Origin of the sequence: Arthrobacter sp. Leaf234, assembly GCF_001422665.1 — a bacterium.
Taxonomy (GTDB): domain Bacteria; phylum Actinomycetota; class Actinomycetes; order Actinomycetales; family Micrococcaceae; genus Arthrobacter_D.
This window is the reverse complement of the sequence record NZ_LMLU01000007.1, coordinates 116817-141750: the sequence shown is the minus strand read 5'-3', so window position 1 is coordinate 141750 and position 24934 is coordinate 116817. Positions and strand designations below refer to the sequence as shown.

The following is a 24934-nucleotide window of genomic DNA, read 5'->3' as shown; positions in this document are numbered from 1 at the left end:
GCCGAGTAGACCCTCGGAACCAACGTCCATCCATGAGCCAGCTAGCGAAAGCAGCCGGCTTACACACCAGCACCGTGACCAGCCTGATCTTCCAGGACAGGGAGACTGAGCCCCACGTGGTGGAACGCGTAGCTAAAGCGCTCGGCGTCGACGTGCAAATCGTCTCAGAATGGGCAGGCATCCACAGGCCGATGAGCGCACCCTACGTCCCGCCGCCGGAGGCAAACCTCCTATCGGCCAGGCAACGAAAAGCGATCACCGAGCTCATCAGGAGCTTCACCCAATCTGCAGCAGCGCCAAGCCCCATCCGGAGGCTGGAAGCTGTACCTGACGAACCACTGCACCTGGCTGCGAAGGACAAAGATCCTGACGTCGGGCACGACGATCTAGAACGGGAAACGTAGAACCATGAAGAACCGACCACTGATTGCCGCCGGCGCGTTTGCGGCACTACTCACCCTCACGGCTTGCGGGGGAGTGGGGAAGGACGCCAGTTACGAGGATGTGCATGCCCTCCGCGAAGCTGTCCTAGCTTCCGACGGTGACTGCCCCGGTGAAACGGCTGAGGGTGAAAACGAAGACGGCGAGGTCCTCATTGTCTGCGACGAAGACACCGCGGTCCGGTGGTTCCCGAACGAGGAGGAACTGACGACAGGGAAGCTCGGCATGGCGATTGGATTGAGCGGCGCTGGTGCCTTCCTCACTGGCCCGAACTGGATCATCCAGGGGACGACCGACGAGCTCGCTGACCTGCGGGAGTCCATGGGTGGGGAGTTGACGGTCCTGTGAGCGGAGGCGAGACCCTGCAGCGTCTCATCCTCGACGCCAAGGGGGAGAAGTCGTATGCAAGGCTGTCGCGGGACTGCGGCGGCAACCCGTCCACGAACAGGCTTCAAGCGCTGGCAACCGGCGCGGTCCGCGCTTTCCCGGACGCGGACACCATCAAGGGAATCTCCCGAGGCCTGAACGTGTCCGTGACCCGCATCGTGCTCGCCGCGGCCCGGTCGCTGGAACTCTCCGTGAACGACTCGGATCCGACCGAGCTCGTCCTGCAGGGCGCCGGCAGCCTCCCGGCCGAGTCGAGGGAACTCCTCGTCAGCATGTCCAGGCAGTTGCAGCAGGCGTACGCGACCCCGTGGGGTGAGACGCGAGACGACGTCGAGCTGGCCGCCCGTGTCGGGGATCACGGTGTCGATCCCGAGGAAAACCAGCCCTGACCCGATAGTGTCACCGACTCGCCATACGGTTCAGAGCCTATGGAATTCGAGAAGATCATCGCTGAGACTGGGGTCAAGGTGGTCACGGGGGACTTGCCGCGAGGCTGGTGGGGCGCGTACGACTGGCGCGATCACCGCATTATCTTGCGGCCGAGGCTCGGCGTGGTCCAGTACGACTCGACGCTAGCCCACGAGCTCGGCCACGCCTGGCACATGCACCGCGGCACAACACCACGGCAGGAGAGACAAGCGTCCGTGTGGGCGGTCCGCCGGCTCATCAGGCCATCGGCGTTTATCGACGCCCTCCGGGTGTCCGAGCACCAGACAGGCATCGCCCAGATCCTCGGTGTCATGCCGTCCGACGTCGACACGTACATCTCGACTCTGACACCGAACGAGATCCTGTTCATCCGCAACCTCATCCGCAAGGAAGAAGCGTGCTGACAGGCCTGCTCACAATGTGAGCAGGATGAGGGTCTATGGCACCTCATAGCTTCTCGTCGGCCCCCTTCCTGCCGCGGAATGGCGGGGGACACGCCCAAACGCACCGCTCAGAAAGGGGTTCGAATCCCCTTAGCTCCACGACGAACCGCTGGAACTCGAGGGTAATCCCTTGAGTCCGGCGGTTTTTTGTTGCCCGCGACGAATGTCGCCGCGCGCCCGACGGCGACCCCCTCGATCAGATGATCGCTGCCGGCGCAGCCGCCACGAATCGGCGATCGACGCCTGATGCCGAATGAGCGGTGCCCGCTGGCGGTGTGTCCGCAGGGCCGCCAGCAAGGGCGTGGTCCCGGCTGAGGGGCCACCGCCTGAGCTACGTCCCAGGGGTCCCGTCCGCCCGCAGCAGTCGTTCAGCGGCGGCCTCTGCGGCGAGCTGCTCATCGGTCACGATCTCGCCGCGCAGGTGGCCTCCGCTGCGAAGCATCGTCCGGAGTTCCTCCACGCCATAGGACACCGGCCATCGGCTGTGGGCGACAACGTGGCAGTTCGGGCACAGGGGCACCAGGTCCGCTGTCGGGTCCACGTCATACCGGTCCGTCAGATGCGCCAGGGGAGTGGTGTGGTGGAGTGCGACGAGGTCCCGCCCGTGCTCCCCGTACGTCGACTCCATGTCGAGCCCACAGGCATGACAGGCCGAGCCCCGATGGGCGAGGGCAGTGCGCCGCAGGTCGTCGTCGTACTCGGAACGATCCACGATCAGGCGGCGGGTGAGGTGCAGCGGCAGGACACCCGGCGGCGGATGCACTGCCCCCTGGGCCGGGACGACCGACGCAGCCCACAGGCTCCTCAGGCCTGCAGCCTGCCGGTCGTCCAACAGTCCGGACGCGGCCGCCGATGTGAGAAAGCCCTGCACCGTGTTCTCGAGGAGTGACGAAGGAATCTGGTCGCCGTGTTGCACCAGGAGATCGAAGTCGACGTCGATACCCTGTCCATCGGACGTCCCCGGAGAAACGCCTGCGACGACGCCGTGACCCGCGATGCCCTGCATAGCGGGTCCTCCGTGCGCGATCAGCAGCCAGACGTCCGCCCCGACGGGAGCGACCGGAGGCCCTGGCAGCGGCCAGTGCCGCCGGATGATGCCCGTGCGCCGGACCGTCTCCGCATCAGCGGCGTAGATCCCCGGCCACTGCGGACCCGTCGTGCTCCACGCAATGATCAAGGCCACCATGGTGCCGAGTCTGCCACGATCGGCGAGGTAGACGGCGACAGGAGAAGCCGAATGCTCGGCCTCTCCTGTCGCTCAGGGGTTTCGTCTACTGCTCAGTGCGCCCAGAGCCAGGGAGCGGCCGTGCCGTTGCCGTGCTGGATGCGCGGGGGCGTGACGATGCGGTTGGTGTTCGGGCCCGTGTAGTTCGTCGGCGTGAGAACGAGCATCTTCTTGCCTTTGCCGATCGGTCCCGACGTCGTCGGGTTGATCCACTCGTCGTTGGTGGCGCCGATGATGGTCAGCGCGCCGTCCCCACGGGAGGACATGAAATTCACGTGACGACGTGTCTTGGAGCTGTGCATGACCGGTTCGTGGTGAACGGTACCGAAACTCTCCTCGTGATTGATGCCGATGACGTTGCGGATGGACTGCAGATTCCAGGTCTCCGAGTTGTTCGACTGCCAGAAGGTCGGCATGCCGAAGCGGGAGTCGTGCGTGAAGGCATTCCACAGCTTGCCCCGATCGTGGCTGTTGTACCCGATCGGTGACGCGCCGACCTGCGCGCCCCGGACCCTCGATGCGAACCGGTCGCCGCTCCACTGGTAGGCGTCGACCTCGATGTCCCGGGTGATGGAGTCGCTTCCCCGCCACCAGTTGAGGCCGAACGTCTCGCCCGGAGGCGACCCCGCGTTACCGTCGATGCCGGTAATCAGGAGGTTCTCGACGGTCGTGCCCGGCTTCGACATGCCGACCATGATGCCGTTGAACAGATGACCCTGTGGCGTCCCCTGAAGCCAGAAGTTGGACAGGACCTGCGGGACGAGTCCCTCGTTCATGCGGAGCACGTAGAGCTGATTCGTCTGACCGGTGCCCTGCGCAGGAACAGTGCCGCCGAAGGTCGAGGTGTTGGGTTTGATGCGCAGGATGGTGTCCCGGCCCTCCCCGATGACTCCCTTGACCTGCTTCGGCACGCGGATGGCAACCGAGGCGTCCCGGAAGTTGCTGACCTCGAAGACACCGGCAGGCAGCTTGAGGATCTTCCCCGAGAGTTCCGGTTTGGCCAGGACGCTGTTGATGTCGTCTCCTGGTCGCGCGATGCTGCTCCACAGCACCCAGTCGGCAGGCACGGTGACGGACGGCACCGTCGGAACGGGAACAGGAGACGGAGCAGGAGCCGGCGGCGGCGACACAGCGGTCGGCGCCGGAGTCGGAGCAACTGTCGGAGCAACTGTCGGGGCGGTGGTGGGAGCCGGCCTGGGAGCAACTGTCGGGGCGGTGGTGGGAGCCGGGCTGGGGTCGGTGGTGGGAGCCGGGCTGGGGGCGGTGGTGGGAGCCGGAGCAGGAGCCGGGGCTGTTGTCGTGACCGGGGCTACCCAGAATCGGGCGCCCTCGTCCGCCCAACCGGCGCTCCGCAGCGTCCGGCCGTCTGCCGCGGAGACACTGAAACGGTGTTTGCCTGCGCGGTGGTAGCGGCGAACTTCCACACCGCACGTAACGGGCGTGAGCGAAGCGTAGAACGCCACCTTCTGGTGCTTGTACCCCAACCGCGACTGCACGGTGTCGTACTCGTCGATTCCCGCGACATCGGGAAGGAGCAAGTAGTCGCCGTTGAGGAACAGCCGGTGGATCGGCACAAGTCCTGCCGCGGCGGTGCTGGAGGCCCGGAAGACCAGACCCTTGAGCTCGGTGAAGCCCGAGGACCGTGAGTCGACGGCCTCGGTGGCGGACGTCGTGAGGAGGGAGGCCGTCGTCGTCGGGTTGATGCTCTGGTAGACCGACTGTCTCATGGGCGTGCAGGGCGTGGTCGCTGCCGCTGCGGGCGAGATACCCTGCAGCGCAGCCAGCGGGGCGACGGCCGTCAGGAGCAGCGCGAGGGCCACCCGGCGACGCGGCGCCGTGCCCTGAACAGCCGAAGGAACGGGAGAGAGGGCCCGGAGGAAGGGGCCTCGGAGAAAGGGCATGTGGAACCTCGATTAACAGGTGTGCCCCCAGCGGGCACGCTCAGATCATCGCAGTCGTGCTGTCAAGCCCTTTCTACCTGCGCCAAACTTGCAGGAACACTGCGCGCTCCTCGGGAGTGCGCAGGCGGGAACGCAAGATTCAACGCTGCAGCAGCCATCGGACGGCGTCGTCTCGTTCGGTGAAGAACCTGATGGTCATCGGCGAGCGGACGGTGAAGGCCGTGAGGACGAGGTCGACGGCGTCGGAACCGAGGATGGCGACGCGTGCGGGGTGGTGGTAGGAGAGGATGGCCTCACGGGCATCCCAGGTCACTTCCCTGAGTGCCGAGACCTCGACGAGCAACGGCAGGGTGGAGCGCCCCGAGGAAACGATCGCCCGACCCGCCTGCGCGACGTCGGCGAGGTGCACGACCATCCGGGGTGCGCAGCGGACGTGCAGCAGGAGGGGTAGGGCCGAGACCGACACCCGGGACGTGCGCTGGGTCATGACCTGTGAATCCATCGAAAGAGACCGCCTCATACGGGCCTGCGACGGCATCCACAGATGCCCGGGCAGATACTGAGCCGCGTCTGCGCGGCGGGCCGCGCAGAGGGCGCCGACCAGCACGCATTCGAAGCCGTCACGGGAACGGATGGGTCGGACGGCGCGAGGGTCAGGCCTTCATCAGAGGGCCCAGGGCCGCCGATCCCGCCACAGCCCCAGTTCGTCCATGCCGTCGATCAGTGTCCGGACGCCGGGAGCCAGCACAGGGCTGTCCTGCTCGACGGCGACCAGCGGTCCGTAGTGACGCAGTTCGGCCATCTCATTGGCGAAGTGCAGAGCGCGCGCGTCCTGGGTGGTCAGGGTGCCGCCGCCGGCCGCTACCGCTTCGAGGGCCTCCTGCGCGGCGCCGAACGCGATGGCATGCGCCAGGTCCGCCGCGGAGCCCGCGAAGTCGTCGCGGGCGGCCGTGTCCCAGCCCCGCAGGAGAGGCTCCTCCTCGACGCGGAGACCGGTCGATTCCCATTCCCGTGCCATGCATCCCCCGATGATCGTGTGCCGAGCCGAGGTCCCAGCGTCGCAGCCGCGCCCCTCCGCTACAACCCGCGTGCTCCTCCCGGGTGAAGTCGTTAGCCGGTCGTGACCTCGGCGAGTGCCCCCTCGTCGGCCGGTGCGGGCCGTGCCAGACTGGGAGGCATGTGTCCTCCTTCAGACCGTCCCCAGGATCCCGCCAACGCGTCGGCGGCTCCCGCACTGTCACCCGGCGCCGACCGGGACGCCGTGCCGCCGGAACCGGCGACGGACCGTCACCTGGCGTTGCGCCTCGACGATGCCTGGCTGCGCTTCCAGACCCGTCTCGCTGTCCGACGCGGCCGGGTGCACACGGTGATCCCCTACACCGGCTACGGCTCGACGGCGTGGGTCCGGGTTCTCGCCCGCGTGGTCCTCGCTGATCCGCGGGACACCGGCGGCGGCTCGGAGTCCAGCCCGCTGAAGCCACTGCAGGAGGGGATGCGCGGCTGGCGCAACTTCACCAGCGCACCCGTCGCCCACGCCGTCGTGCACGTGACCGTCGGTGACGCGGTGCACGACGTCGTGGCCGACCGCGGTGGTGTGGTCGATGCCCGCATACCGGTGTCCCTGGACGCCGGATGGCACACCATCACCGTGCAGTCCGGGCAGTCGCGCACCGTCGAGGCGCCCGTCCGCATCGTCGCGGACGGTACGCAGTTCGGGGTCGTGTCCGACATCGACGACACGGTCATGGTCACTGCCCTGCCGCGCCCGTTCCTCGCCGCGTGGAACACCTTCGTGCTCGACGAGCACGCGCGCACCCCTACTCCCGGAATGGCCGTCCTGTACGAGAGGATCGTCCGGACCATCCCCTCCGCCCCCGTCCTGTACCTCTCGACCGGTGCATGGAACGTCGCGCCCACGCTGTCCCGCTTCCTCTCCCGCAACCTCTACCCGGCGGGACCGAAGCTGCTCACCGACTGGGGACCCACCCGCGACCGCTGGTTCCGGAGCGGCCAGGACCACAAGCGCACCTCCCTCGAGCGGCTCGCCGAGGAGTTCCCGGGCGTCAAATGGCTGCTGGTGGGCGACGACGGCCAGCACGACGAGGCCATCTACTCGGAGTTCGCCCGGCGCCATCCGGAGAACGTGCGCGCCATCGCGATCCGGCAGCTCTCCGCCGGAGAGGCGGTCCTGGCCGGTGGCCGCTCGAAGTCGGGCATGCGGGACACCCCGGGCATCACCTGGATCTACGCTGCGGACGGCGCGGGCATGTCGGCCCGCCTCGAGGAACTCGGCATCATCCGCAGCGAGGTCCGGTCCGCTGACGTCCCGGAGGAGACCGACGTCCCCGAGACCACCGACTGACGCCCTCGGTGTGGCCGCGTCATGAACAGCCGCACACTTGATGGTCCCGATCGTGTGTCGTAGCGTGTGGTCCAGCTACTGAGGTAGCGGGTCAGCGACTTCCGCGAGGAAGTGTGGGTGCCTCCATGTGGGCCTGACATTCGTACGCAGTACCGCCGGTGTCCGCGCCGGTCGTTCCCCTGCACACCATCGTTCCCGGCGCGCACGGCGCAGCTGCGGGCACGTACGAAGAGGACCCATGCCGCCACCTACCTATCCCGCCCTGTCCTACGAGCTGTATCCACCCAGGAATCCCGCCGCCGAGGAATCCCTGTGGACGTCCATCCGCCGGCTGGAGGACACGCGCCCGGACTTCGTGTCCGTCACGTACGGCGCAGCCGGCAGCAACCGCGAGACGGCCATCCACCTGCTGCGGCGCCTGCTCACCGAGACGACGCTGAGACCCCTGGCGCACCTCACCTGCGTGGGCACGAGCCGGACCGAGCTGACGCAGATCATCGAGCGCCTGATCGGTGGCGGGGTGCGGGGGATCCTCGCCCTGCGGGGCGATGCCCCCGAGGGTTTCGAGCCGGCTGCGGGCGACGTCGAGCACGCGGACGACCTCGTCCGCCTGATCCGCGAGGTGGAGGGCAGGCGCACCGCTCAGCTGGCCGCCGGCAGGGTCTCGGTCGGGGTCGCCGCCTATGCCACCCGCCACCCCGACTCGCCCAGCGTGGAGCAGGACATCGAGGTCCTCCTCGCCAAGGAGGAGGCCGGTGCCGACTTCGCCATCACGCAGGTCTTCTTCACGCCGTCGGACTACACCCGGCTCGTGACACGGGCACGGCGGGCGGGCGTCACCATCCCGATCATCCCGGGTGTCATGCCCCTCACCAGTACACGGCGTCTGAAGAAGCTCGCCGGGCTCGCGGGAGTGGACGTCGACGAGACCCTGTGGGCGAAGCTCGACGGCGCACGCACCGATGAGGAGCGACGGCGGGTCGGGGTCACCGCGACGGTGGGCCTCGCGAGGGCTGCGCTGGACGACGGCGCCCCGGGCATCCATCTGTACACGTTCAACGAGCATGCCGCCGCGCTGGATGTCCTGGACGCGCTCGACCTCGAACGCCCGCCCGAAGCAGGCCTCGCCGCCTCGCTGTGACACCTCCGACCGGTCCGGCTCGATCGATGGCCGCGCCCTGACGCATGACAGCCCTACCATCCACGACAGCCGTCAGGAGATCGACATGCCCGCACTCTTCCCGCACAGCACCATCATCGGATACCCCCGGATCGGCCCGCGCCGGGAACTCAAGAAGGCCCTGGAGGCGTACTGGGCCGGTCGCAGCGACGCCCCGACCCTCGAACGGGAGGCCAGGAGGCTGCGCGAGACCACCTACGCGCGCCTCACCGGCCTCGGGCTGAACCCGCACGACGCCTCCATCCCCGCGTCCTTCTCGATGTACGACCAGGTGCTGGACACCGCAGTGCTCCTGGGTGCGATACCCGAACGGTTCCCCGACCTCGCCGCGGACCGCGGCCCCCTCGGGATCGACGACTACTTCACGCTCGCACGCGGTGACGAGCAGAGGTCGCCGCTCGAGATGACGAAGTGGTTCGACACCAACTACCACTATCTCGTCCCCGAGATCGGGCCGCGGACGCCGTTCGCGCTGGACCCTGATACCCTGCTGCGCCAGGTCGCAGAGGCAGCCGACTCCGGGTACCGCGTCCGGCCCACGCTGATCGGACCCGTCACGTTCCTCCTGCTGAGCAAGGCGGCCGACGGAGCGGGTGGCGGCTTCGATCCGCTGGACCGGCTCGACGACGTCCTGCCGCTGTACGCGGATCTCCTGGGTCGGCTCGAGGAGCGCGGTGTGCGGTGGATCCAGTTCGACGAGCCTGCGCTCGTGACGGACACGCCACTGCCCGACGCCGTGGTGGACGACGCCGTCCGACGTGCCTACGGGTACCTGTCGGGGGTGGCCGGGCGGCCTGCGATCTTCCTGACGACGCCCTACGGGGGCGTGGGGGAGCGTCTCCGGGCCATCGCCGCGACGGGTGTCGAGGCGGTCCACCTCGACCTGGTCAGGGGAGCCGTCCCCGCTCCCGCGGAGCTGGCGCTGTTGAGGGGGAAGACCCTGGTGGCCGGGATCATCGACGGACACAACGTCTGGAAGGCGGACCTCGGCGGGGCCGTGGCCGTGCTCGACCGCCTGAGGGCGGACGGGGTGTCCCTGTCCGTCGCGACGTCCACGTCCCTGCAGCATGTGCCGCATGACACCGGGGTCGAGCAGTCGCTCCCCGACGAGCGCCGTTCGTGGTTGTCCTTCGCGGACCAGAAGGTCGAGGAGGTGGTGATCCTCGCAGGGCATGTCGCGCATCCGGGCTCGGCGGATCGCGCGATCGCTGCTGCGGCGAAGGTCCTCGCGGGTCGGCGTTCGGCTCCCGGCGTCGAGGTTCCCGCGGTCCGCGAGCGTGCGGCGGGGCTCTCGCCGTCGGACTTCGACCGCGGTGGTTTCGAGGAGCGGCGGTCCGCCCAGCAGGCGGCCCTGGACCTGCCGCTCCTCCCCACGACGACGATCGGTTCCTTTCCGCAGACCACGGAGGTGAGATCCGCACGTGCGCGGGCTGCCCGCGGCGACCTCTCCGCAGCGGGCTACGAGGCTGCGCTGCAGGACGAGATCCGCCGCGTCATCGCCCTGCAGGAGGAGCTCGGGTTCGACGTCCTGGTGCACGGTGAACCCGAGCGCAACGACATGGTGCAGTACTTCGCCGAGAACCTCGACGGGTTCGACGTGACGCAGCACGGCTGGGTGCAGTCCTACGGGTCGCGGTGCACGCGCCCGTCGCTGCTCTGGGGCGATGTCAGCCGGCCCGCACCCATCACGGTGCCGTGGACGTCTTTCGCTCAGTCGCTGACGGGCAAGCCGGTCAAGGGCATGCTGACCGGTCCGGTGACCATCCTGGCCTGGTCCTTCGTCCGCAACGATCAACCGCTGGCCGACACCGCCTTCCAGGTGGCACTCGCGCTCCGCGACGAGGTGCTGGACCTCGAGCGGGCGGGGACGCGCATCATCCAGGTCGACGAACCGGCCCTGCGCGAGCTGCTCCCGCTCCGCCGTGCCGACCAGCCCGCCTACCTCGACTGGTCGGTGCGGGCCTTCAATCTCGCGACGGCGGCGGCGGCTCCCGCCACGCAGATCCACACGCACCTGTGCTACTCGGAGTTCGGTGCGGTCATCACCGCGATCGACGGCCTGGACGCGGACGTCACCTCGATCGAGGCAGCCCGCTCCCGCATGGAGGTGGTGCGCGATCTCGAGGAGCACGGCTTCCCGCGCGGTGTGGGCCCCGGGGTCTACGACATCCATTCCCCGCGTGTCCCGCCGGCGGAGGAGATCCGGCTGCTCCTGGAGCGGGCAGTGCGCCACGTCCCCGCGGCACAGCTGTGGGTGAATCCCGACTGCGGGCTGAAGACCCGGGGCTACCGGGAGACCGAGCAGTCGCTCCGGAACCTGGTCGCTGCCGCGGGGGCCGTCCGTGCCGCCGTGGAGGTGCGCGGCTAGGAGCCGTCCCTGACCTCGAGGAGCGTGGTCCGGCTGAACCGGATGTCGGTGAAGGTCGCCCAGGTGCCCGACCCTGCGGGGGACTGCGCCACGAACCCGACCTGGAGCGTCTCGGCGGCGCTCCGTCCGACGGAGAAGTAGCGGACCAGCGACCAGCGGTCGCCGTCGTGGGACGCATGGAGGGCGAAGGCGCCGCCCATCCGGCTGATGCGGAGGTGGGTGCCCGACCCGTCAATCGGCCAACTGTCGCAATCGTCGGAGGCTCCGTCGCGCGTCACGACCGAGACCACCCTGGTGATCCCGGCGGGATCACGCTCGGCGCACACCTTGAACCACGTGTCGTCGTCGAACCAGCCCAGCAGCACGCCGGAGTCGAAGTCGGCGACGAAACCCGCGGCCACATGGGCCTGCAGCTGGAAGTCGCCGTCCACGGGAGCCGTCCATCGCTCCGCATCGGGGCGGGGGCCCTCGACGCCCCGCGGGTCCAGGAACAGATCGGCGCCCGCCCCCGCGGTCAGGCGCACCACCGTGCCGGTCACGTCCGGATCGCGGGGAGCGGCGCCGCCGTGCGGCTCGAGAGGGAAGGGAAGGCCGGGACAGCTCAGGGATCGGGAGGTCACGCTCGATCCTCGCACGGGCAGGTGCGGCTGCCGTCGCGCCCTCGGGCGGCGTGAAGCTCCTGGCGTTCCGGCGCTCGAGCATCCGCCCGGCGTACGGGCCGTCCTCCTGTCCAGGGAAGGGGCACGGCGTGCAGGACGCCGGACGGCTCTCCCGTCAGTCGGCGCCCAGCAGATCCCGCACCAGGGTCTCAGCCCTGCCCGCCACGACGGGGACCCCGGTCTTCAGCGGTTCGGCGAGGACGAGGGCGCCGAGTGCTGCGCCGAGGAGCGCACTGCCCGCGACGGTTCGCTGCACGGTCGGCCGTGTACACGGGTGGCATGGCGACCGCTCGCCGCCCCGTGTAGTTCGCCGCGTGGTCGAAGAAGGGGGTGTCGACGGTCGGTGGCAGCACCGTGCACACGTGGATCCGCTTCTTCCGGTCGAGGGTCAGTTCGGAGCGGAGGCTGACCCCGAGGGCGCGGACGGCGGCCTTGGAGACGGAGTAGGCGGAGGTGTACGGCTGGGGGACCTCGCCGATGATCGAGGCGACGTTCACGAGCACCCCTGCCCCCTGATCCTGCATGCGCTCGAGTGCGGCGCGCGCTCCGTGGACGTACCCCATCAGGTTGACGTCGATCACCCGCTGGAAGTCCCGCATCGGGACGTCGAGGAAGGGGGAGAAGAAGGATACCGCCGCATTGTTGACCCAGACGTCGATGCGGCCGAACTCCTCCACGGCGCGGCCGGCCAACTCCTGCACGGCGTCGTACTCGGAGGTGTCCGTCGGGACGGCGACGGCCCGTGAGCCGAGGGCGGTGCATTCGGTGACGAGGGATTAGAGCGCCTCGACGCGCCTGCTCGCGAGGACGAGGTCCACGTGCCTGCGGGCGAAGCGCAGTTCGTCGCGCGTCCGATCCCGCTCGCAGCTCCCGTGATGACCACGACACGGTTCCTGATGCGCATGCTCGCTCCTCCGATGCCCTGGGGGTTCCTCCCGCGGGTCTCTCGAACCTACGGACGGCTCCGAGGGACCCGCAACGGGGAATCAGTGGGCGGTGGGGGATGCGAGCACGTGCGGGGTGTGCTTGGGGCCGATGCTCCGGGTGTGCAGGATCTCGGCGAGGTGATCCATGAACAGGCGGACGCGGGCGTCGTCCGCGTCTCCCGTCCGGAGGGCGAAGATGCTCCGCGCCAGCCGGATCTCCGGGACGTCGAGGGTCACGATCCCCTCGGGTCGGCTCACCATCGCGAGGTCGGGGACCAGGGCGGCGCCGAGGCCCGCGGCCGTGAGTTCGAGGGTCGCGTTGAAGTCGTCGCAGTAGGCGGCGATTCGAGGGTGGAGGTTGCAGCTCGCGAAGAGACGCTCGATGACGGTCGCGTCGGCGGTGCCCGGGTGGTGCATGATCCACGGCATGTCGGCCAGCTGGTCCGCGGTGATGCGGGCGCCGCTGCGGATCCCCCAGGTCGCGGGCAGGATGACGCGGAAGTCGTCGTCGCCGATCCACTGACGGCTGAGCGTCGACGGCCAGGCGAGCCCGGCCTGCCCCACCTGGTAGACGAGGGCCAGGTCGAGATCGCCGCCGGTGCGCAGGCCCTGGATGGTGTGGGCGGGCTCGCCGACGAAGACGCGGAGGGATACGCCGAGCCGCTGCCACTCCGGCATACCGAGGAGTCGGGGCAGCGCGAACGTCGCAAGGCTCGGGAAGATCCCCAGCCGCAGCTCGTGGGCGGGACCGGCTCCGGCGCGCGCCGTGGAGGCGAGGAGGGCGTCGATGTCGGTGAGCACCTTCGCGGCGTGGCGGGACACGGCGAGGGCCGCGTCGGTCGGGATGGCACTGCGGGCTGTGCGGGTGAAGAGGGTGGCCCCGGTATCGCGCTCCAGGGCGGACATCTGCTGGGAGACGGCCGACGCCGTGTACCCCAGGCTGGTGGCCGCGCCGCTGAAGGACCCGTGGCGGATCACCTCGAGCAGTGTGCGCAGGTGGATCGGATTGACCATTTAGCACGTCCTCCCTGGCTGGTCCATGATTCCCCCGACCGGAAGAAGTGGTTGCACCAATCCCGAATCTGTGTTGCTCCGAACTTCTCCCGAATCAACTGTGCGACAGGTCTCTGGAGTCCGATCCACCGGTGTCCCGGCGGGGTGTGGCGGCTTGCGGCGAGTCCGTGGGAACCTGCGGATGCTCCGCCGTACAGCCACACGACCGGCAGGAGAAGACATGTCCGACGACGAGACGGGTTCCGTCGAGCTTACCCGCGGCGGGCAGCCGGCCGGCCGCCGGGTCGCCGTGATCGGCAGCGGTGTCTCGGGCCTCACGGCCGCCTGGATCCTCCGGAACGGCAACGCGGTCACCCTCTTCGAGGCCGACGACCGCCCGGGCGGTCACGCGCACACCCACGAGGTCGATCTCGCGGACGGCACGACGACGGGCGTCGATACCGGGTTCATCGTCCACAACGACCGAACCTACCCCACCCTGGTCCGGCTCTTCGAGGAACTCGGCGTGCCTACCCAGGACTCGGACATGAGCATGTCCATCCGCTGTGACGGCTGCGGCCTGGAGTACGCGGGGGCCAAGGGCCGGCGCGGGGTGTTCGCCCAGCCCGGTGTGCTGCTCCGCGGCCGGTATCTCCGCATGCTCGCCGAGATCCTGCGGTTCCAGCGGTCGGCACGGGCGCTCCTGCGCCACAGTGACGACGCCTCGGCGGGCACCGCCGGCGAGGGGGAGCCCACGCTCGGCGACTTCCTCGACCGGGGCCGCTTCAGCGCCTATTTCACCTCCCACTTCATGACGCCCGTGGTATCGGCCGTCTGGTCCTGCGATCCGACCACGGCCCTGGCCTACCCGGCCCGGTACCTGTTCTCCTTCATGGACCACCACGGCATGCTGACCATCAAGGGCTCTCCCCAGTGGCGCACCGTCACAGGAGGCTCCAACGAGTACGTGCGGCGCATCGTCGACGTCCTCGACGACGTGCGGCTGTCCAGTCCTGTGACCGCCGTGAGGAAGACCGACGACGGCGTCCTCGTCACGACCGCCGGTGCGAGCGAGCTGTTCGACGCCGTCGTCATCGCCACGCATCCGAACCAGGCCCTGGCGATGCTCGAGGAGCCGAGCGGCGACGCCGCCGAGGTCCTCGGCACCATGCCCTACTCCGTGAACACCACGCAGTTCCACACCGACGAGTCGGTGCTGCCCCGCGTGCACGGCGCCCGCGCCTCCTGGAACTACCGCCTGCCCTCGTGCGATGCCACGCCGGACCGCGTCCTCGTGTCCTACGACATGACGAGGCTCCAGCGCCTCGAGGGGCGCACCAACCACCGCTTCATCGTCAGCCTGGGGGAGGGTGAGCTGATCGATCCGTCGACCGTGCTGAAGACGATGGTCTACGAGCACCCCCAGTACACGCCGCAGTCCCTCGCGTCCCAGGCGCGGCTGGCGGAGCTCGGTGACGACCGGATCGCCTTCGCCGGCGCGTACCACGGCTGGGGATTCCACGAGGACGGAGCCCTATCCGGCCGCCGCGCCGCGGAGAGCATCGGCGGGTCGTGGGACGGGAACCCCGCCACGGAACTCGCCGACGTACGGGCATGAGCGCCTTCCTCTACCCGACGACGATCCGCCACGTCCGGCGGACGCCGCTGCGCAACGACTTCACCTACCGCAGCTACAGCTGGCTCGTGGACCTCGACGACCTCCCCGTCCTGCCCCGCTGGCTCGCCCCGTTCGCCCGGTTCCTCCCCGAGGATCATCTCGGCTCGCGCGGGCGCAGCATCCGCGAGAACGTAGCAGCCTTCCTGCGCTCGCAGGGCAGGAACGACGACGGCGGACGCGTCACGATGCTCTCGAGCGGCCGGGTGCTCGGGCACGTCTTCAATCCGCTGTCGCTGTTCTGGTGCCATGACCGCTCCGGCGCCCTCACCGCCGTCGTCGCCGAGGTGCACAACACCTACGGGGAGCGCCACTGCTATCTGCTCGACGTCGATGCGCACGGCACGGCCCACACCCCGAAGGCGTTCTACGTGTCGCCGTTCAACCCCGTGGAGGGGTACTACGAGATGCGCGTGCCCGAGCCCGCCGAGAGACTCGGCGTCGCGATCGTGCTGCATCGCGAGGAGCAGGCACCCTTCACCGCCACCATGACCGGACACCGCCTGCCCGCGACCCCCGCGAACGTGGTCCGGATGGCGCTCGCGGTCCCCCTGGCACCCCTCCGCGTCGTCGTCCAGATCCGCTGGCAGGGGATTAGACTCTGGCTGCGGCGGCTGCCCATCAGTCCCAGGCCGCTCCATGAACACCAGGAGGCAGTTCGATGAGCACCACAGTTGTTCCCTCGAAGGCGGACGTCGATCCGGCCGCCTGGCCGGGCATCGCCGGCGTCCCCGGCGGGAGGCGGGGCAAGGTCCGGGCCACCATCGCCGAGAAGATCTTCTCGGCGGCCGTCAACACCCTCGAACTCCGGGTCATCCACGACGACGGCACCATCCTGGGCGCGCCCGGCGGCGGCCCACGGCCGGAGATGCGCATCCACCGGCCCGCCGACTTCTACGCCCGGCTCGGCGACAGTGGCCTGATCGGTCTCGGTGAGTCCTACATGGCCAGGGACTGGACGGCGTCGGACCTCACCGAGGTGATCCAGGTCTTCGCGGCGCGTGCCGCGCACCTGGTGCCCGTGCCGCTGCAGAAGCTCCGCGGGCTCTCCCTGCCTAAGCCCCCCCGGCGCGAGCGGAACAGCACGGCCAACACGCGCTCGAATATTTCGCGGCATTACGATCTCTCCAACGAACTCTTCGCCCTGTTCCTCGACCCGACCATGTCCTACTCGAGTGCCCTCTTCGATGCCACCGGCAAGGATCTCCTGCACGTGGAGTGGGACGAACTCGCCGCCGCGCAGCAGCGCAAGATCGACCGCCTGCTCGACCAGGCGAACGTGGGCCAGGGCACGCGGGTCCTCGAGATCGGTACCGGCTGGGGGGAGCTCTCGCTCCGGGCCGCCGCCCGCGGAGCCACCGTGGTGTCGGTGACGCTGTCCAGCGAGCAGAAGGAGCTCGCGGAGCAGCGCATCAGCGCCGCCGGCTTCGCGGACCGCGTCGAGGTGCAGCTGAAGGACTACCGGCTGGTCGAGGGCCAGTACGACGCCGTGGTGTCGGTCGAGATGATCGAGGCCGTGGGCTACGAGTTCTGGGCCGTGTACTTCCAGACGATCGACCGCGTCCTCGCCCCGGGCGGCCGCGTGGCCATCCAGGCCATCACGCTCCCGCACGAGCGGATGATGGCGACGCGGCGGTCCTACACCTGGATCCACAAGTACATCTTCCCCGGGGGATTCATCCCCTCGGTCCGCGCCATCGAGGACGTCACCGACCGCTACACCAGCCTGCGGGTGCGCGAGCGCCTCTCCATGGGCGACCACTATGCGCAGACGCTCCGCCTGTGGGAGGAACGTTTCCTCGCGCGGCACGACGACGTGGCGGCCCTCGGCTTCGACGAGACGTTCGAGCGCATGTGGCAGTTCTACCTCTGCTACTCGCGGGCGGGTTTCCAGGCCGGCTACCTGGACGTCCAGCAGCTCATCTTCGACCGGCGGCCCTGACGGGCCCCCGCTCGTCCCGAGCTTCCCGAGCTTCCCGCTCTTCTCGTTGTTCCCTGCGGCCCGAATTGGCCCATACCGTCCCCATCCGTCCCACCAAGGAGTATCGCGTGACTGACCTCGAGCAGGGCACCATGTCCACCGGCCGATCGGGCAGCGGGACGGAGGGGATCGCGCAGAAGCTCGCCGGGATCCTCGCACCGATCGTCGGTGGGGAGCTCCCCGTCCGGCTCGTCGCCTGGGACGGCAGCGCTGCGGGCGGCGAGGACCAGCCCGAGGTCCGCCTGAACAGCGTTAACGCGTTGCGCCGCATCCTCTGGAGTCCGGGTGAGCTCGGCGTGTCCCAGGCCTACGTCACCGGCGAGCTCGACGTCCCCGGATCCCTCGGGCAGGCGCTCACCCACCTGTGGACCGTGATCGGGCAGCGCGGACTCTCGATGCCGCGGCTGACCCCGCAGCTCGTCCTGCAGCTGACGAAGGTGGCTCGCGAGGTCGGGGCCTTCGGTCCGCCCCTGCCGGCGCCGGCATCCCAGGCGAAGATCAAGGGCCGCCTGCACAGCCTGCTGCGTGACCGCGCGGCCATCAGCCACCACTACGACCTCTCCAACGACTTCTACGGCCTCATCCTCGACGACCACATGGCCTACTCCTGCGGCTACTGGCTCTCCGACGATACTGACTACTCCCTCGAGGACGCCCAGCGCGACAAGCTGGACCTCGTCTGCCGCAAGGTGGGCCTCGACCGGAAGCCGGGGCTGCGGTTCCTCGACGTAGGGTGCGGCTGGGGGTCCCTGAGCCTGTACGCCGCCGAGCACTTCGGCGCCAGGGTCACCGGCGTCACCATCTCGAAGGAGCAGAAGGCGTTCATCGACCAGCGCATCGCGGAGCGGGGACTCGGCGACCGCGTCGAGATCCGGCTCCAGGACTACCGCGACGTGCGTGACGGACCCTACGACGCCGTCGCCTCCCTCGAGATGGGGGAGCACGTGGGCGAGGAGAACTACGGGACCTATACGTCCACCCTGTTCCGGAACGTCGCCCCCGGCGGGAAGGTCCTCATCCAGCAGATGTCGCGGCACGGCAAGCACCCGGGTGGAGGGCCCTTCATCGAGTCCTTCATCGCCCCGGACATGCACATGCGGCCCGTGGGGGACACCGTCAACCTGATCGAGGGCGCCGGCTTCGAGATCCGCGGAGTGCAGGCGCTCCGCGAACACTACGTGCGGACCATCGATGCCTGGGAGGACCGCTTCGAGGCCAACTGGGACCGCGCCGTCGCGATGATGGGCGAGGAGGTCGCCCGGGTCTGGCGTCTCTACATGGTCGGCGCGTCCATGACGTTCCGGGACGGCCGCATGGGCGTGGACCAGATCCTCGCGGAGCGCCCGCTCCGGTAGGTCTGCCCCGGCCGCCCTCACGGCGGTCCCACGGCCGGTACCGCTTCTCCCCGGAAGCGGTGCCGGCCGTCGTCGTCTGCAGGTCGAGGCCGGCCGCCGCCGGGTGCGGCGGGACGTCCGCGACACGCCGCGGAATGACGACACGGGGTTTTCTCTGCCTGTGTGGAACTCCTCCACAGCGTGTGGACCGAGGCCCCGCCAGGGTGCCGGAATCGCTCGTTTCCGGGCTTTCCGACAGCCTCGATCTGTGGACATCGTGTGGACTACGCGGACCGGTAATGACATACTTGTAATACATCATCTAGGGGTCCACCCGAGCGGTGCGCACTAGATGTAGTATCGAACTACAGAAACAACCGCTGGACGGGCATGGGCCCGGAAGCGCGGAAATCCCCGGATTTCTTCCCCTGTCCGGGGCCGCACTCCACCCATGACACAGCACCACAGCAGTAGACGAAAAGGGGACTAGGACATGACGGTCACGGTTTACACGAAGCCGGCTTGCGTACAGTGCAACGCCACGTACCGCGCTCTGGACAAGAAGGGCATCGCCTACCAGAGCGTCGACATCTCGGAGGACCCCGCGGCCCTCGAGCGCGTGCGCTCCATGGGCTACATGCAGGCTCCCGTGGTCATCACGGACAACGACCACTGGTCCGGGTTCCGCCCCGACAAGATCAGCGCGATCGCCGACTCGGCCGTCAGCTCGGTGGCCTGAGCGATCCCCTCGGGGATCGGCAGGCCGGGCATCGGGCGATGAGCATCCTCACCGTGGATGATCGTTCCACCTCTGCCGATCCGGCAGCAGCCGGCGCGGCAGAGGGGACGGTCACCGATGCCGCACTGATCTACTTCTCGTCGGTCTCCGACAACACCCACCGCTTCGTGGAGAAGCTGGGGGTCAGGGCCGCACGCATGCCGGTGCTCACCAGGGAGCCGACCCTGCAGGCGACCAGGCCGTACGTCCTGGTCCTTCCGACCTACGGCGGGATCACCGGCAAGGGCGCTGTGCCCCGCCAGGTCGTGAAGTTCCTGAACAACGAGCAGAACCGCAGCCTCCTCCGCGGGGTCATCGGGGCCGGTAACACCAATTTCGGTGAGACCTACTGCCTTGCCGCCGACATTGTCGCCGCCAAGTGCAACGTGCCGGTCCTCTACAGATTTGAAGTCATGGGAACGTCCGAGGACGTCACCCGCGTAACCACAGGATTGGAAGAGTTTTGGACATGAGTGTTGCAGAGACGGAGACGGGCGCACCCGCAGCCGCAGTAGAGCGCTTCAAGGACATGGGCTACCACGAGCTCAACGCCATGCTCAACCTGTACGGACCGAGCGGGGAGATCCAGTTCGACGCCGACCGCGAGGCCGCGCACCAGTACTTCCTGCAGCACGTGAACAACAACACCGTGTTCTTCCACGACCTCGAGGAGAAGCTCGACTACCTCGTGAAGAACGAGTACTACGAGCGCGAGACGCTCCACCAGTACACGATGAACTTCATCCGCGATCTCTTCAAGCGCGCCTACGCCAAGAAGTTCCGCTTCGAGACCTTCCTCGGTGCCTTCAAGTACTACACCTCGTACACGCTGAAGACGTTCGACGGCAAGCGTTACCTCGAGCGCTACGAGGACCGCGTCTGCATGGTCGCCCTCCACCTGGCCCGCGGCAACGAGCAGCTCGCCCTGCAGATGGTCGACGAGATCATCGACGGCCGCTTCCAGCCCGCCACTCCCACCTTCCTCAACGCCGGCAAGCGCCAGCGCGGCGAGCTCGTCTCCTGCTTCCTCCTCCGTATCGAGGACAACATGGAGTCGATCGGCCGTTCCATCAACTCGGCCCTGCAGCTCTCCAAGCGCGGTGGCGGCGTCGCCTTCGCCCTGACGAACATCCGCGAGGTCGGCGCGCCGATCAAGCAGATCGAGAACCAGTCCTCCGGCGTCATCCCCGTGATGAAGCTCCTCGAGGACAGCTTCTCCTACGCCAACCAGCTCGGCGCCCGCCAGGGTGCCGGAGCCGTGTACTTGCACGCCCACCACCCGGACATCAACCGCTTCCTCGACACCAAGCGCGAGAACGCGGACGAGAAGATCCGCATCAAGACGCTGTCCCTCGGCGTCGTGGTCCCCGACATCACGTTCGAGCTCGCCAAGCGCGACGAGGACATGTACCTGTTCTCCCCGTACGACGTCGAGCGCGTCTACGGCATGCCGTTCTCCGACATCTCGGTCACCGAGAAGTACTACGAGATGGTGGACGACGCCCGCATCAAGAAGACCAAGATCAAGGCCCGCGAGTTCTTCCAGACCCTCGCGGAGATCCAGTTCGAGTCCGGCTACCCGTACATCATGTTCGAGGACACCGTGAACCGGGCCAACCCGATCGAGGGCAAGATCATCATGTCCAACCTGTGCTCCGAGATCCTCCAGGTCTCCGAGCCCACCACGTACAACGAGGACCTGTCCTACGACCAGGTGGGCAAGGACATCTCCTGCAACCTCGGCTCGCTGAACATCGCGAAGACCATGGACTCGCCCGACTTCGGCCGGACCATCGAGACCGCGATCCGCACCCTCTCGGCCGTCTCGGACATGAGCCACATCAGCTCGGTGCCCTCGATCGCCAAGGGCAACGACGCCTCGCACGCCATCGGCCTCGGCCAGATGAACCTGCACGGCTACCTCGCCCGGGAGCGGGTCCACTACGGCTCCGAGGAGGGCCTGGACTTCACCAACATCTACTTCTACTCCGTGGTGTACCACTGCATCCGTGCGTCGAACCTGATGTCCATCGAGACCGGCCGCCAGTTCGCGGGCTTCGAGCGCTCCACGTACGCCAGCGGAGAGTTCTTCGACAAGTACACCGATCAGGTGTGGGAGCCGGCGACGCCGCGCGTCCGTGAGCTGTTCGCCGACGTTCACATCCCCACGCAGGAGGACTGGCGCGCACTGAAGGCGTCGGTCATGGAGCACGGCATCTACAACCAGAACCTGCAGGCCGTCCCGCCGACCGGCTCCATCTCGTACATCAACAACTCGACCTCCTCCATCCACCCGGTGGCGTCGAAGATCGAGATCCGCAAGGAGGGCAAGCTGGGCCGCGTGTACTACCCGGCGCCGTACCTCACCAACGACAACCTGGAGTACTACCAGGACGCGTACGAGATCGGCTACGAGAAGATCATCGACACCTACGCCGCTGCCACGCAGCACGTGGACCAGGGCCTGTCCCTGACGCTGTTCTTCAAGGACACCGCGACCACGCGTGAGATCAACAAGTCCCAGATCTACGCCTGGCGCAAGGGCATCAAGACCGTGTACTACATCCGTCTCCGCCAGCTCGCGCTGGAAGGGACCGAGGTAGAGGGCTGCGTCTCCTGCATGCTCTAGCAGTTCCCGCCGGACCGGGCATCACGCCCGGTCCGGCATCCCCGTTCCACCAGGCACCACCCACACCCCCAGACAAGGAACACACCATGAGCGAGAAGCTGAAGCTCGTCGACCAGGTCCAGGCCATCAACTGGAACCGCATCCAGGATGACAAGGACGTCGAGGTCTGGAACCGCCTGGTGAACAACTTCTGGCTGCCCGAGAAGGTGCCGCTGTCCAACGACGTGCAGTCGTGGGCCACGCTGACGCCGGACGAGCAGCAGCTCACCATGCGCGTGTTCGCCGGTCTGACGCTGCTCGACACCGTCCAGGCGACGGTCGGCGCCGTGAGCCTGATCCCCGACGCGATCACGCCGCACGAGGAAGCCGTCCTCACGAACATCGCGTTCATGGAGTCGGTGCACGCCAAGAGTTACTCCTCGATCTTCTCCACCCTGGCCTCCACCAAGGAGATCGACGAGGCGTTCCGCTGGTCCACGGAGAACGTGAACCTGCAGAAGAAGGCCAGCATCGTCACGGAGTACTACCGCGGTGACGATCCCCTGAAGCGCAAGGTCGCCTCGACGCTGCTCGAGAGCTTCCTGTTCTACTCCGGCTTCTACCTGCCCATGTACTGGTCCTCCCGCGCCAAGCTCACGAACACGGCCGACCTGGTGCGCCTGATCATCCGTGACGAGGCCGTGCACGGCTACTACATCGGCTACAAGTTCCAGCGCGGGCTCGAGAGTGCGACGCCGGAGCGCCGCCAGGAGATCAAGGACTACGCGTTCGAGCTGCTCTTCGAGCTGTACGAGAACGAGGTCCAGTACACCCACGACCTGTACGACGGCGTGGGCCTGGCCGAGGACGTCAAGAAGTTCCTGCACTACAACGCCAACAAGGCCCTGATGAACCTCGGCTACGAGGCGATGTTCCCGTCGTCCGTCACCGATGTGAACCCGGCGATCCTCTCGGCGCTGTCACCGAATGCGGACGAGAACCACGACTTCTTCTCCGGCTCGGGTTCCTCGTACGTCATCGGCAAGGCCGTGAACACCGAGGACGAGGACTGGGACTTCTAGGTCCTAGTACTTCGAGAGCGGGCCCGGCCGGAGATCCTCCGTCCGGGCCCGTCTGTATATCCGCCGTCGGACGCTCTGACGACTAGGTCAGCCAGCTCCACCAGCGCGACGGTTCCGGCTCGGGGCGGGGGACTGGTTCCGGCTGCGGTTCGCCACCCAGAGCCTGAGCGGCCTCGACGAGATCCTCGGCGGTGAGGGTCATGACGGCGTCGCGGTCGAGGGCGTCGAAGTCCCGGCCCTCGTCGAGCGAGAGCCTGAGCGCCTGCCTGTTCAGTGCCTGCTCGAACAGCGTGCGGGCGAAGCGTGCGTTGCCCGAATCCTCTCCGACGTGCAGGCCCAGGAAGATGCGGCGGAGCATCTCGCCCGCGCCGTCGGCAAGGACGTACTCGTGCTGGCCCAGCATCTGATGGAAGATCGTCTGGAGCGCGTCCACTGAGTAGTCGGGGAAGGTGATCTCCCGGGCGAAACGGGAGCGAAGCCCGGGGTTCGACAGGAGGAACGCCTCCATCAGCTGCGGATAGCCGGCCACGATGACCACCAGTCGATGCCGATGGTCCTCCATGCGCTTGAGCAGGACCTCGATGGCCTCCGGACCGAAGTCCATCCGGCCGTCGTCGGGCGTCAGTGCGTACGCCTCGTCGATGAAGAGCACGCCGTCGAGTGCCCGCCGGATCACCCGGTCCGTCTTGATGGCGGTCGCCCCCACATACTGCCCCACGAGGCCGGACCGGTCCACCTCCACGAGGTGCCCCTTCTGCAGCAGTCCGACAGCGCGGTACATCTCGGCGAGAAGCCGCGCGACCGTGGTCTTCCCGGTCCCCGGGTTGCCGAGGAAGACGAGATGCTGTGACGTCGCCACCTCGGGCAGTCCGTGCGCCTTCCGGCGTGCTTGCACCTGGAGCAGGGCGACAAGAGCGCGCACCTGCTCCTTGACCGTGTCCAGTCCCACGAGGGCGTCGAGTTCGGCCTGCACTTCGGCCAACGGGCGGGCCGGACCGGGGCGCGCTGCAAAGTACTCCCCGCGTAGATCCTCGACGCGCTCCGACCCCGAGGACTTGAGCTGATCCGTGAGGTGGCTCAACGTCTCGCGGAGGTCGTCGAGTGGATTGCGGCCAGCGGCCATGTCGTCCTCCTGCGCGGCTGACCGGCAGCCGCCAGCTGTCCCACCGGAAGGTCAGCCACCGCACCCGTCGAAGCCTGGTGGTGTCCCGCCAGTCCAACGGGATCATCACCACGCTACCGCACGGGAAGAGCGGGCACGGGCCCAATTCCAGGCTGTTTCAGCGACGCTCGTGGCGCCGGAGAGCGACGGCAGGGTCAGTGGTGAAGCCCCTGCCCGTCGTCACACTCCGGTGAGCGTCCGGGTGTCGCCTTAGTATCGCTGGTTACTGCGCTGGACGCACGCAGTCTTGACGGCAGGCGACCGACCACCGCGCCGCCATAGGCGGCGGGGCCCAAGGGCGCGCCTGCTGCGAGCGCTGCCTGGAACGACCCCACCAGCAGGAGGAGGCCGGACGCCACCATGGCTGACGTGGGTGCGGGAATCCCCCGAGAGAAGGCCTTCTGTCGCTGCATGGACACATCGTCTTCACTTCTGCCGGCCCTGCCGGCCCTGCCGGCGCTCCCGGCCATGCCGCCGGTGCTCCTAGGGCGGCCAACCCTCTGGCGGCGCCGCGGCGACACCCGTCGGGGTCGAGGCCGGAGTGCTCCCCGCTCCTGCCGCGCCGTCCGGTCGGTGGTGGATCGGCCTCACCGGAAGGGGCCGCCCTTCACTCTGTCGCCCGACCCTGACAGGGTGGAGCCATGGGGAATTCGACAAATGACGACAGGCTGCACAGCGACGCCATGCAGATCATGGGATTCCTGGGAGCAGTGCTCCTGACCATCCCGATCATCGTCCGGTTGGCAGATGGTGCCGGCAACAGCCTCGACTGGGTGTTCCTCGTGGTGGGCATCGGGCTCGCGGGCTACTGGATCCTGCTCGCGCTGCGCGGGAGGCGTGCGCGTCGCGTCGAGCTCGACGATCTCCGGCGCCTGAGGGACGGCGGCACGGTCCGGTGACAGGCCACGGGCGACTGAGCCAGGCCGCCGGTTTCCGCGCGATGATCGTGGAGGTGCAGGGAATCAGTGTGCGCTCGGGCTCCGGCCACGCGAAGCCGTCG

At 68.2% G+C, this 24934-nt stretch carries 23 protein-coding genes and 1 pseudogene; 16 read left to right on the top strand and 8 right to left on the bottom strand.

Going from position 1 to position 24934, the window contains the following annotated elements; genetic code table 11:
- Window positions 1-74: 74 nt before the first annotated feature.
- From ASF21_RS17600 to ASF21_RS12905, 4 genes are read left to right on the top strand one after another with little or no spacing between them, the layout of a single operon-like run.
- Window positions 75-404, top strand: a complete 330-nt coding sequence (locus ASF21_RS17600) for a hypothetical protein (RefSeq protein WP_235498972.1) — start codon at window positions 75-77, stop codon at window positions 402-404.
- A 4-nt stretch (window positions 405-408) separates the two neighbouring features.
- Entirely contained in the window at window positions 409-789 is a 381-nt protein-coding gene (locus ASF21_RS12915) for a hypothetical protein (RefSeq protein ID WP_055771946.1), read from the top strand.
- A complete protein-coding gene (locus ASF21_RS12910; RefSeq protein WP_055771943.1) occupies window positions 786-1217 on the top strand; it encodes a hypothetical protein in 432 nt (143 codons plus the stop codon). The genes ASF21_RS12915 and ASF21_RS12910 overlap by 4 nt, the downstream gene beginning before the upstream one ends.
- A gap of 39 nt (window positions 1218-1256) precedes the next feature.
- Window positions 1257-1661, top strand: a complete 405-nt coding sequence (locus ASF21_RS12905; protein WP_055771940.1) for an ImmA/IrrE family metallo-endopeptidase — start codon at window positions 1257-1259, stop codon at window positions 1659-1661.
- Between the two features lie 370 nt (window positions 1662-2031).
- Here the strand turns inward: ASF21_RS12905 and ASF21_RS12900 are convergent, their stop codons facing one another.
- From ASF21_RS12900 to ASF21_RS12885, 4 genes are all read right to left on the bottom strand, one after another.
- Entirely contained in the window at window positions 2032-2886 is an 855-nt protein-coding gene (locus ASF21_RS12900) for an HNH endonuclease (protein ID WP_055771937.1), read from the bottom strand.
- A gap of 92 nt (window positions 2887-2978) precedes the next feature.
- Window positions 2979-4826 (bottom strand): PT domain-containing protein, encoded by a 1848-nt coding sequence (locus ASF21_RS17170; protein ID WP_200914836.1) that lies wholly within the window; start codon window positions 4824-4826, stop codon window positions 2979-2981.
- Between the two features lie 139 nt (window positions 4827-4965).
- Complete coding sequence (locus ASF21_RS12890) at window positions 4966-5313, bottom strand: hypothetical protein (protein ID WP_055771929.1); 348 nt, start codon at window positions 5311-5313, stop codon at window positions 4966-4968.
- 177 nt (window positions 5314-5490) lie between these two features.
- Entirely contained in the window at window positions 5491-5844 is a 354-nt protein-coding gene (locus tag ASF21_RS12885) for a hypothetical protein (protein WP_055771927.1), read from the bottom strand.
- A 159-nt stretch (window positions 5845-6003) separates the two neighbouring features.
- Between ASF21_RS12885 and ASF21_RS12880 the strand changes: the two genes are divergently transcribed.
- The 3 genes from ASF21_RS12880 to metE all read left to right on the top strand — a co-directional run bounded on the left by ASF21_RS12880 (window position 6004) and on the right by metE (window position 10736).
- Entirely contained in the window at window positions 6004-7188 is a 1185-nt protein-coding gene (locus ASF21_RS12880) for an App1 family protein (RefSeq protein WP_082471548.1), read from the top strand.
- A gap of 238 nt (window positions 7189-7426) precedes the next feature.
- Window positions 7427-8329, top strand: coding sequence for a methylenetetrahydrofolate reductase (locus tag ASF21_RS12875; protein ID WP_055771925.1), 903 nt, complete (start codon window positions 7427-7429; stop codon window positions 8327-8329).
- 85 nt (window positions 8330-8414) lie between these two features.
- Window positions 8415-10736: a 5-methyltetrahydropteroyltriglutamate--homocysteine S-methyltransferase gene (gene metE / locus ASF21_RS12870; RefSeq protein WP_055772352.1), complete on the top strand. Its 2322-nt coding sequence runs from the start codon at window positions 8415-8417 to the stop codon at window positions 10734-10736.
- On the opposite strand, the gene ASF21_RS12865 is transcribed toward metE, so the two are convergent.
- The 3 genes and pseudogenes from ASF21_RS12865 to ASF21_RS12855 form a co-directional block, all read right to left on the bottom strand.
- Entirely contained in the window at window positions 10733-11356 is a 624-nt protein-coding gene (locus tag ASF21_RS12865) for a DUF1349 domain-containing protein (RefSeq protein ID WP_055771922.1), read from the bottom strand. The two genes, metE and ASF21_RS12865, sit on opposite strands and share 4 nt — an antisense overlap.
- Window positions 11357-11544: 188 nt before the next feature.
- Window positions 11545-12108: pseudogene (locus ASF21_RS12860) on the bottom strand (SDR family NAD(P)-dependent oxidoreductase); the annotation flags it as partial.
- 273 nt (window positions 12109-12381) lie between these two features.
- Complete coding sequence (locus tag ASF21_RS12855) at window positions 12382-13335, bottom strand: LysR family transcriptional regulator (RefSeq protein ID WP_055771916.1); 954 nt, start codon at window positions 13333-13335, stop codon at window positions 12382-12384.
- Between the two features lie 220 nt (window positions 13336-13555).
- Between ASF21_RS12855 and ASF21_RS12850 the strand changes: the two genes are divergently transcribed.
- From ASF21_RS12850 to nrdF, 8 genes are all read left to right on the top strand, one after another.
- Window positions 13556-14932: an NAD(P)/FAD-dependent oxidoreductase gene (locus ASF21_RS12850; protein WP_055771913.1), complete on the top strand. Its 1377-nt coding sequence runs from the start codon at window positions 13556-13558 to the stop codon at window positions 14930-14932.
- Complete coding sequence (locus ASF21_RS12845) at window positions 14929-15654, top strand: DUF1365 domain-containing protein (RefSeq protein ID WP_055771910.1); 726 nt, start codon at window positions 14929-14931, stop codon at window positions 15652-15654. Before ASF21_RS12850 ends, ASF21_RS12845 begins: the two co-directional genes overlap by 4 nt.
- On the top strand, window positions 15651-16931 hold the full coding sequence (locus ASF21_RS12840; protein ID WP_055771906.1) for a class I SAM-dependent methyltransferase: 1281 nt from the start codon (window positions 15651-15653) through the stop codon (window positions 16929-16931). Before ASF21_RS12845 ends, ASF21_RS12840 begins: the two co-directional genes overlap by 4 nt.
- A 131-nt stretch (window positions 16932-17062) precedes the next feature.
- The gene (locus ASF21_RS12835) at window positions 17063-18325 is read left to right on the top strand and encodes an SAM-dependent methyltransferase (protein WP_055772349.1); all 1263 of its coding nucleotides are present in this window, start codon (window positions 17063-17065) and stop codon (window positions 18323-18325) included.
- A gap of 472 nt (window positions 18326-18797) precedes the next feature.
- Complete coding sequence (gene nrdH / locus ASF21_RS12830) at window positions 18798-19043, top strand: glutaredoxin-like protein NrdH (protein WP_055771903.1); 246 nt, start codon at window positions 18798-18800, stop codon at window positions 19041-19043.
- 38 nt (window positions 19044-19081) lie between these two features.
- The gene (gene nrdI, locus ASF21_RS12825) at window positions 19082-19555 is read left to right on the top strand and encodes a class Ib ribonucleoside-diphosphate reductase assembly flavoprotein NrdI (RefSeq protein WP_055771900.1); all 474 of its coding nucleotides are present in this window, start codon (window positions 19082-19084) and stop codon (window positions 19553-19555) included.
- A complete protein-coding gene (nrdE, locus tag ASF21_RS12820) occupies window positions 19552-21711 on the top strand; it encodes a class 1b ribonucleoside-diphosphate reductase subunit alpha (RefSeq protein WP_055771897.1) in 2160 nt (719 codons plus the stop codon). Before nrdI ends, nrdE begins: the two co-directional genes overlap by 4 nt.
- An 86-nt stretch (window positions 21712-21797) precedes the next feature.
- Complete coding sequence (gene nrdF / locus ASF21_RS12815; RefSeq protein ID WP_055771894.1) at window positions 21798-22772, top strand: class 1b ribonucleoside-diphosphate reductase subunit beta; 975 nt, start codon at window positions 21798-21800, stop codon at window positions 22770-22772.
- Window positions 22773-22854: 82 nt separating this feature from the next.
- Here the strand turns inward: nrdF and ASF21_RS12810 are convergent, their stop codons facing one another.
- The gene (locus tag ASF21_RS12810; protein ID WP_055771891.1) at window positions 22855-23895 is read right to left on the bottom strand and encodes an AAA family ATPase; all 1041 of its coding nucleotides are present in this window, start codon (window positions 23893-23895) and stop codon (window positions 22855-22857) included.
- Between the two features lie 680 nt (window positions 23896-24575).
- Here ASF21_RS12810 and ASF21_RS12805 point away from each other — a divergent pair.
- Window positions 24576-24833: a hypothetical protein gene (locus tag ASF21_RS12805; RefSeq protein ID WP_055771888.1), complete on the top strand. Its 258-nt coding sequence runs from the start codon at window positions 24576-24578 to the stop codon at window positions 24831-24833.
- Window positions 24834-24934: the final 101 nt, after the last annotated feature.

Bases quoted from the DNA above. Each gene is read 5' to 3' on its own strand.
- ASF21_RS12855 (WP_055771916.1), bottom strand. From the start codon at position 13,335: ATGGTCAATCCGATCCACCTGCGCACACTGCTCGAGGTGATCCGCCAC.
- ASF21_RS12890 (WP_055771929.1), bottom strand. From the start codon at position 5,313: ATGACCCAGCGCACGTCCCGGGTGTCGGTCTCGGCCCTACCCCTCCTG.
- ASF21_RS12875 (WP_055771925.1), top strand. From the start codon at position 7,427: ATGCCGCCACCTACCTATCCCGCCCTGTCCTACGAGCTGTATCCACCC.
- ASF21_RS12900 (WP_055771937.1), bottom strand. From the start codon at position 2,886: ATGGTGGCCTTGATCATTGCGTGGAGCACGACGGGTCCGCAGTGGCCG.
- ASF21_RS12845 (WP_055771910.1), top strand. From the start codon at position 14,929: ATGAGCGCCTTCCTCTACCCGACGACGATCCGCCACGTCCGGCGGACG.
- metE (WP_055772352.1), top strand. From the start codon at position 8,415: ATGCCCGCACTCTTCCCGCACAGCACCATCATCGGATACCCCCGGATC.
- ASF21_RS12915 (WP_055771946.1), top strand. From the start codon at position 409: ATGAAGAACCGACCACTGATTGCCGCCGGCGCGTTTGCGGCACTACTC.
- ASF21_RS12880 (WP_082471548.1), top strand. From the start codon at position 6,004: ATGTGTCCTCCTTCAGACCGTCCCCAGGATCCCGCCAACGCGTCGGCG.
- nrdI (WP_055771900.1), top strand. From the start codon at position 19,082: ATGAGCATCCTCACCGTGGATGATCGTTCCACCTCTGCCGATCCGGCA.
- nrdF (WP_055771894.1), top strand. From the start codon at position 21,798: ATGAGCGAGAAGCTGAAGCTCGTCGACCAGGTCCAGGCCATCAACTGG.
- ASF21_RS12850 (WP_055771913.1), top strand. From the start codon at position 13,556: ATGTCCGACGACGAGACGGGTTCCGTCGAGCTTACCCGCGGCGGGCAG.
- nrdH (WP_055771903.1), top strand. From the start codon at position 18,798: ATGACGGTCACGGTTTACACGAAGCCGGCTTGCGTACAGTGCAACGCC.
- ASF21_RS12835 (WP_055772349.1), top strand. From the start codon at position 17,063: ATGTCCACCGGCCGATCGGGCAGCGGGACGGAGGGGATCGCGCAGAAG.
- ASF21_RS12810 (WP_055771891.1), bottom strand. From the start codon at position 23,895: ATGGCCGCTGGCCGCAATCCACTCGACGACCTCCGCGAGACGTTGAGC.
- ASF21_RS17170 (WP_200914836.1), bottom strand. From the start codon at position 4,826: ATGCCCTTTCTCCGAGGCCCCTTCCTCCGGGCCCTCTCTCCCGTTCCT.
- nrdE (WP_055771897.1), top strand. From the start codon at position 19,552: ATGAGTGTTGCAGAGACGGAGACGGGCGCACCCGCAGCCGCAGTAGAG.
- ASF21_RS12805 (WP_055771888.1), top strand. From the start codon at position 24,576: ATGGGGAATTCGACAAATGACGACAGGCTGCACAGCGACGCCATGCAG.
- ASF21_RS12905 (WP_055771940.1), top strand. From the start codon at position 1,257: ATGGAATTCGAGAAGATCATCGCTGAGACTGGGGTCAAGGTGGTCACG.
- ASF21_RS12840 (WP_055771906.1), top strand. From the start codon at position 15,651: ATGAGCACCACAGTTGTTCCCTCGAAGGCGGACGTCGATCCGGCCGCC.
- ASF21_RS12885 (WP_055771927.1), bottom strand. From the start codon at position 5,844: ATGGCACGGGAATGGGAATCGACCGGTCTCCGCGTCGAGGAGGAGCCT.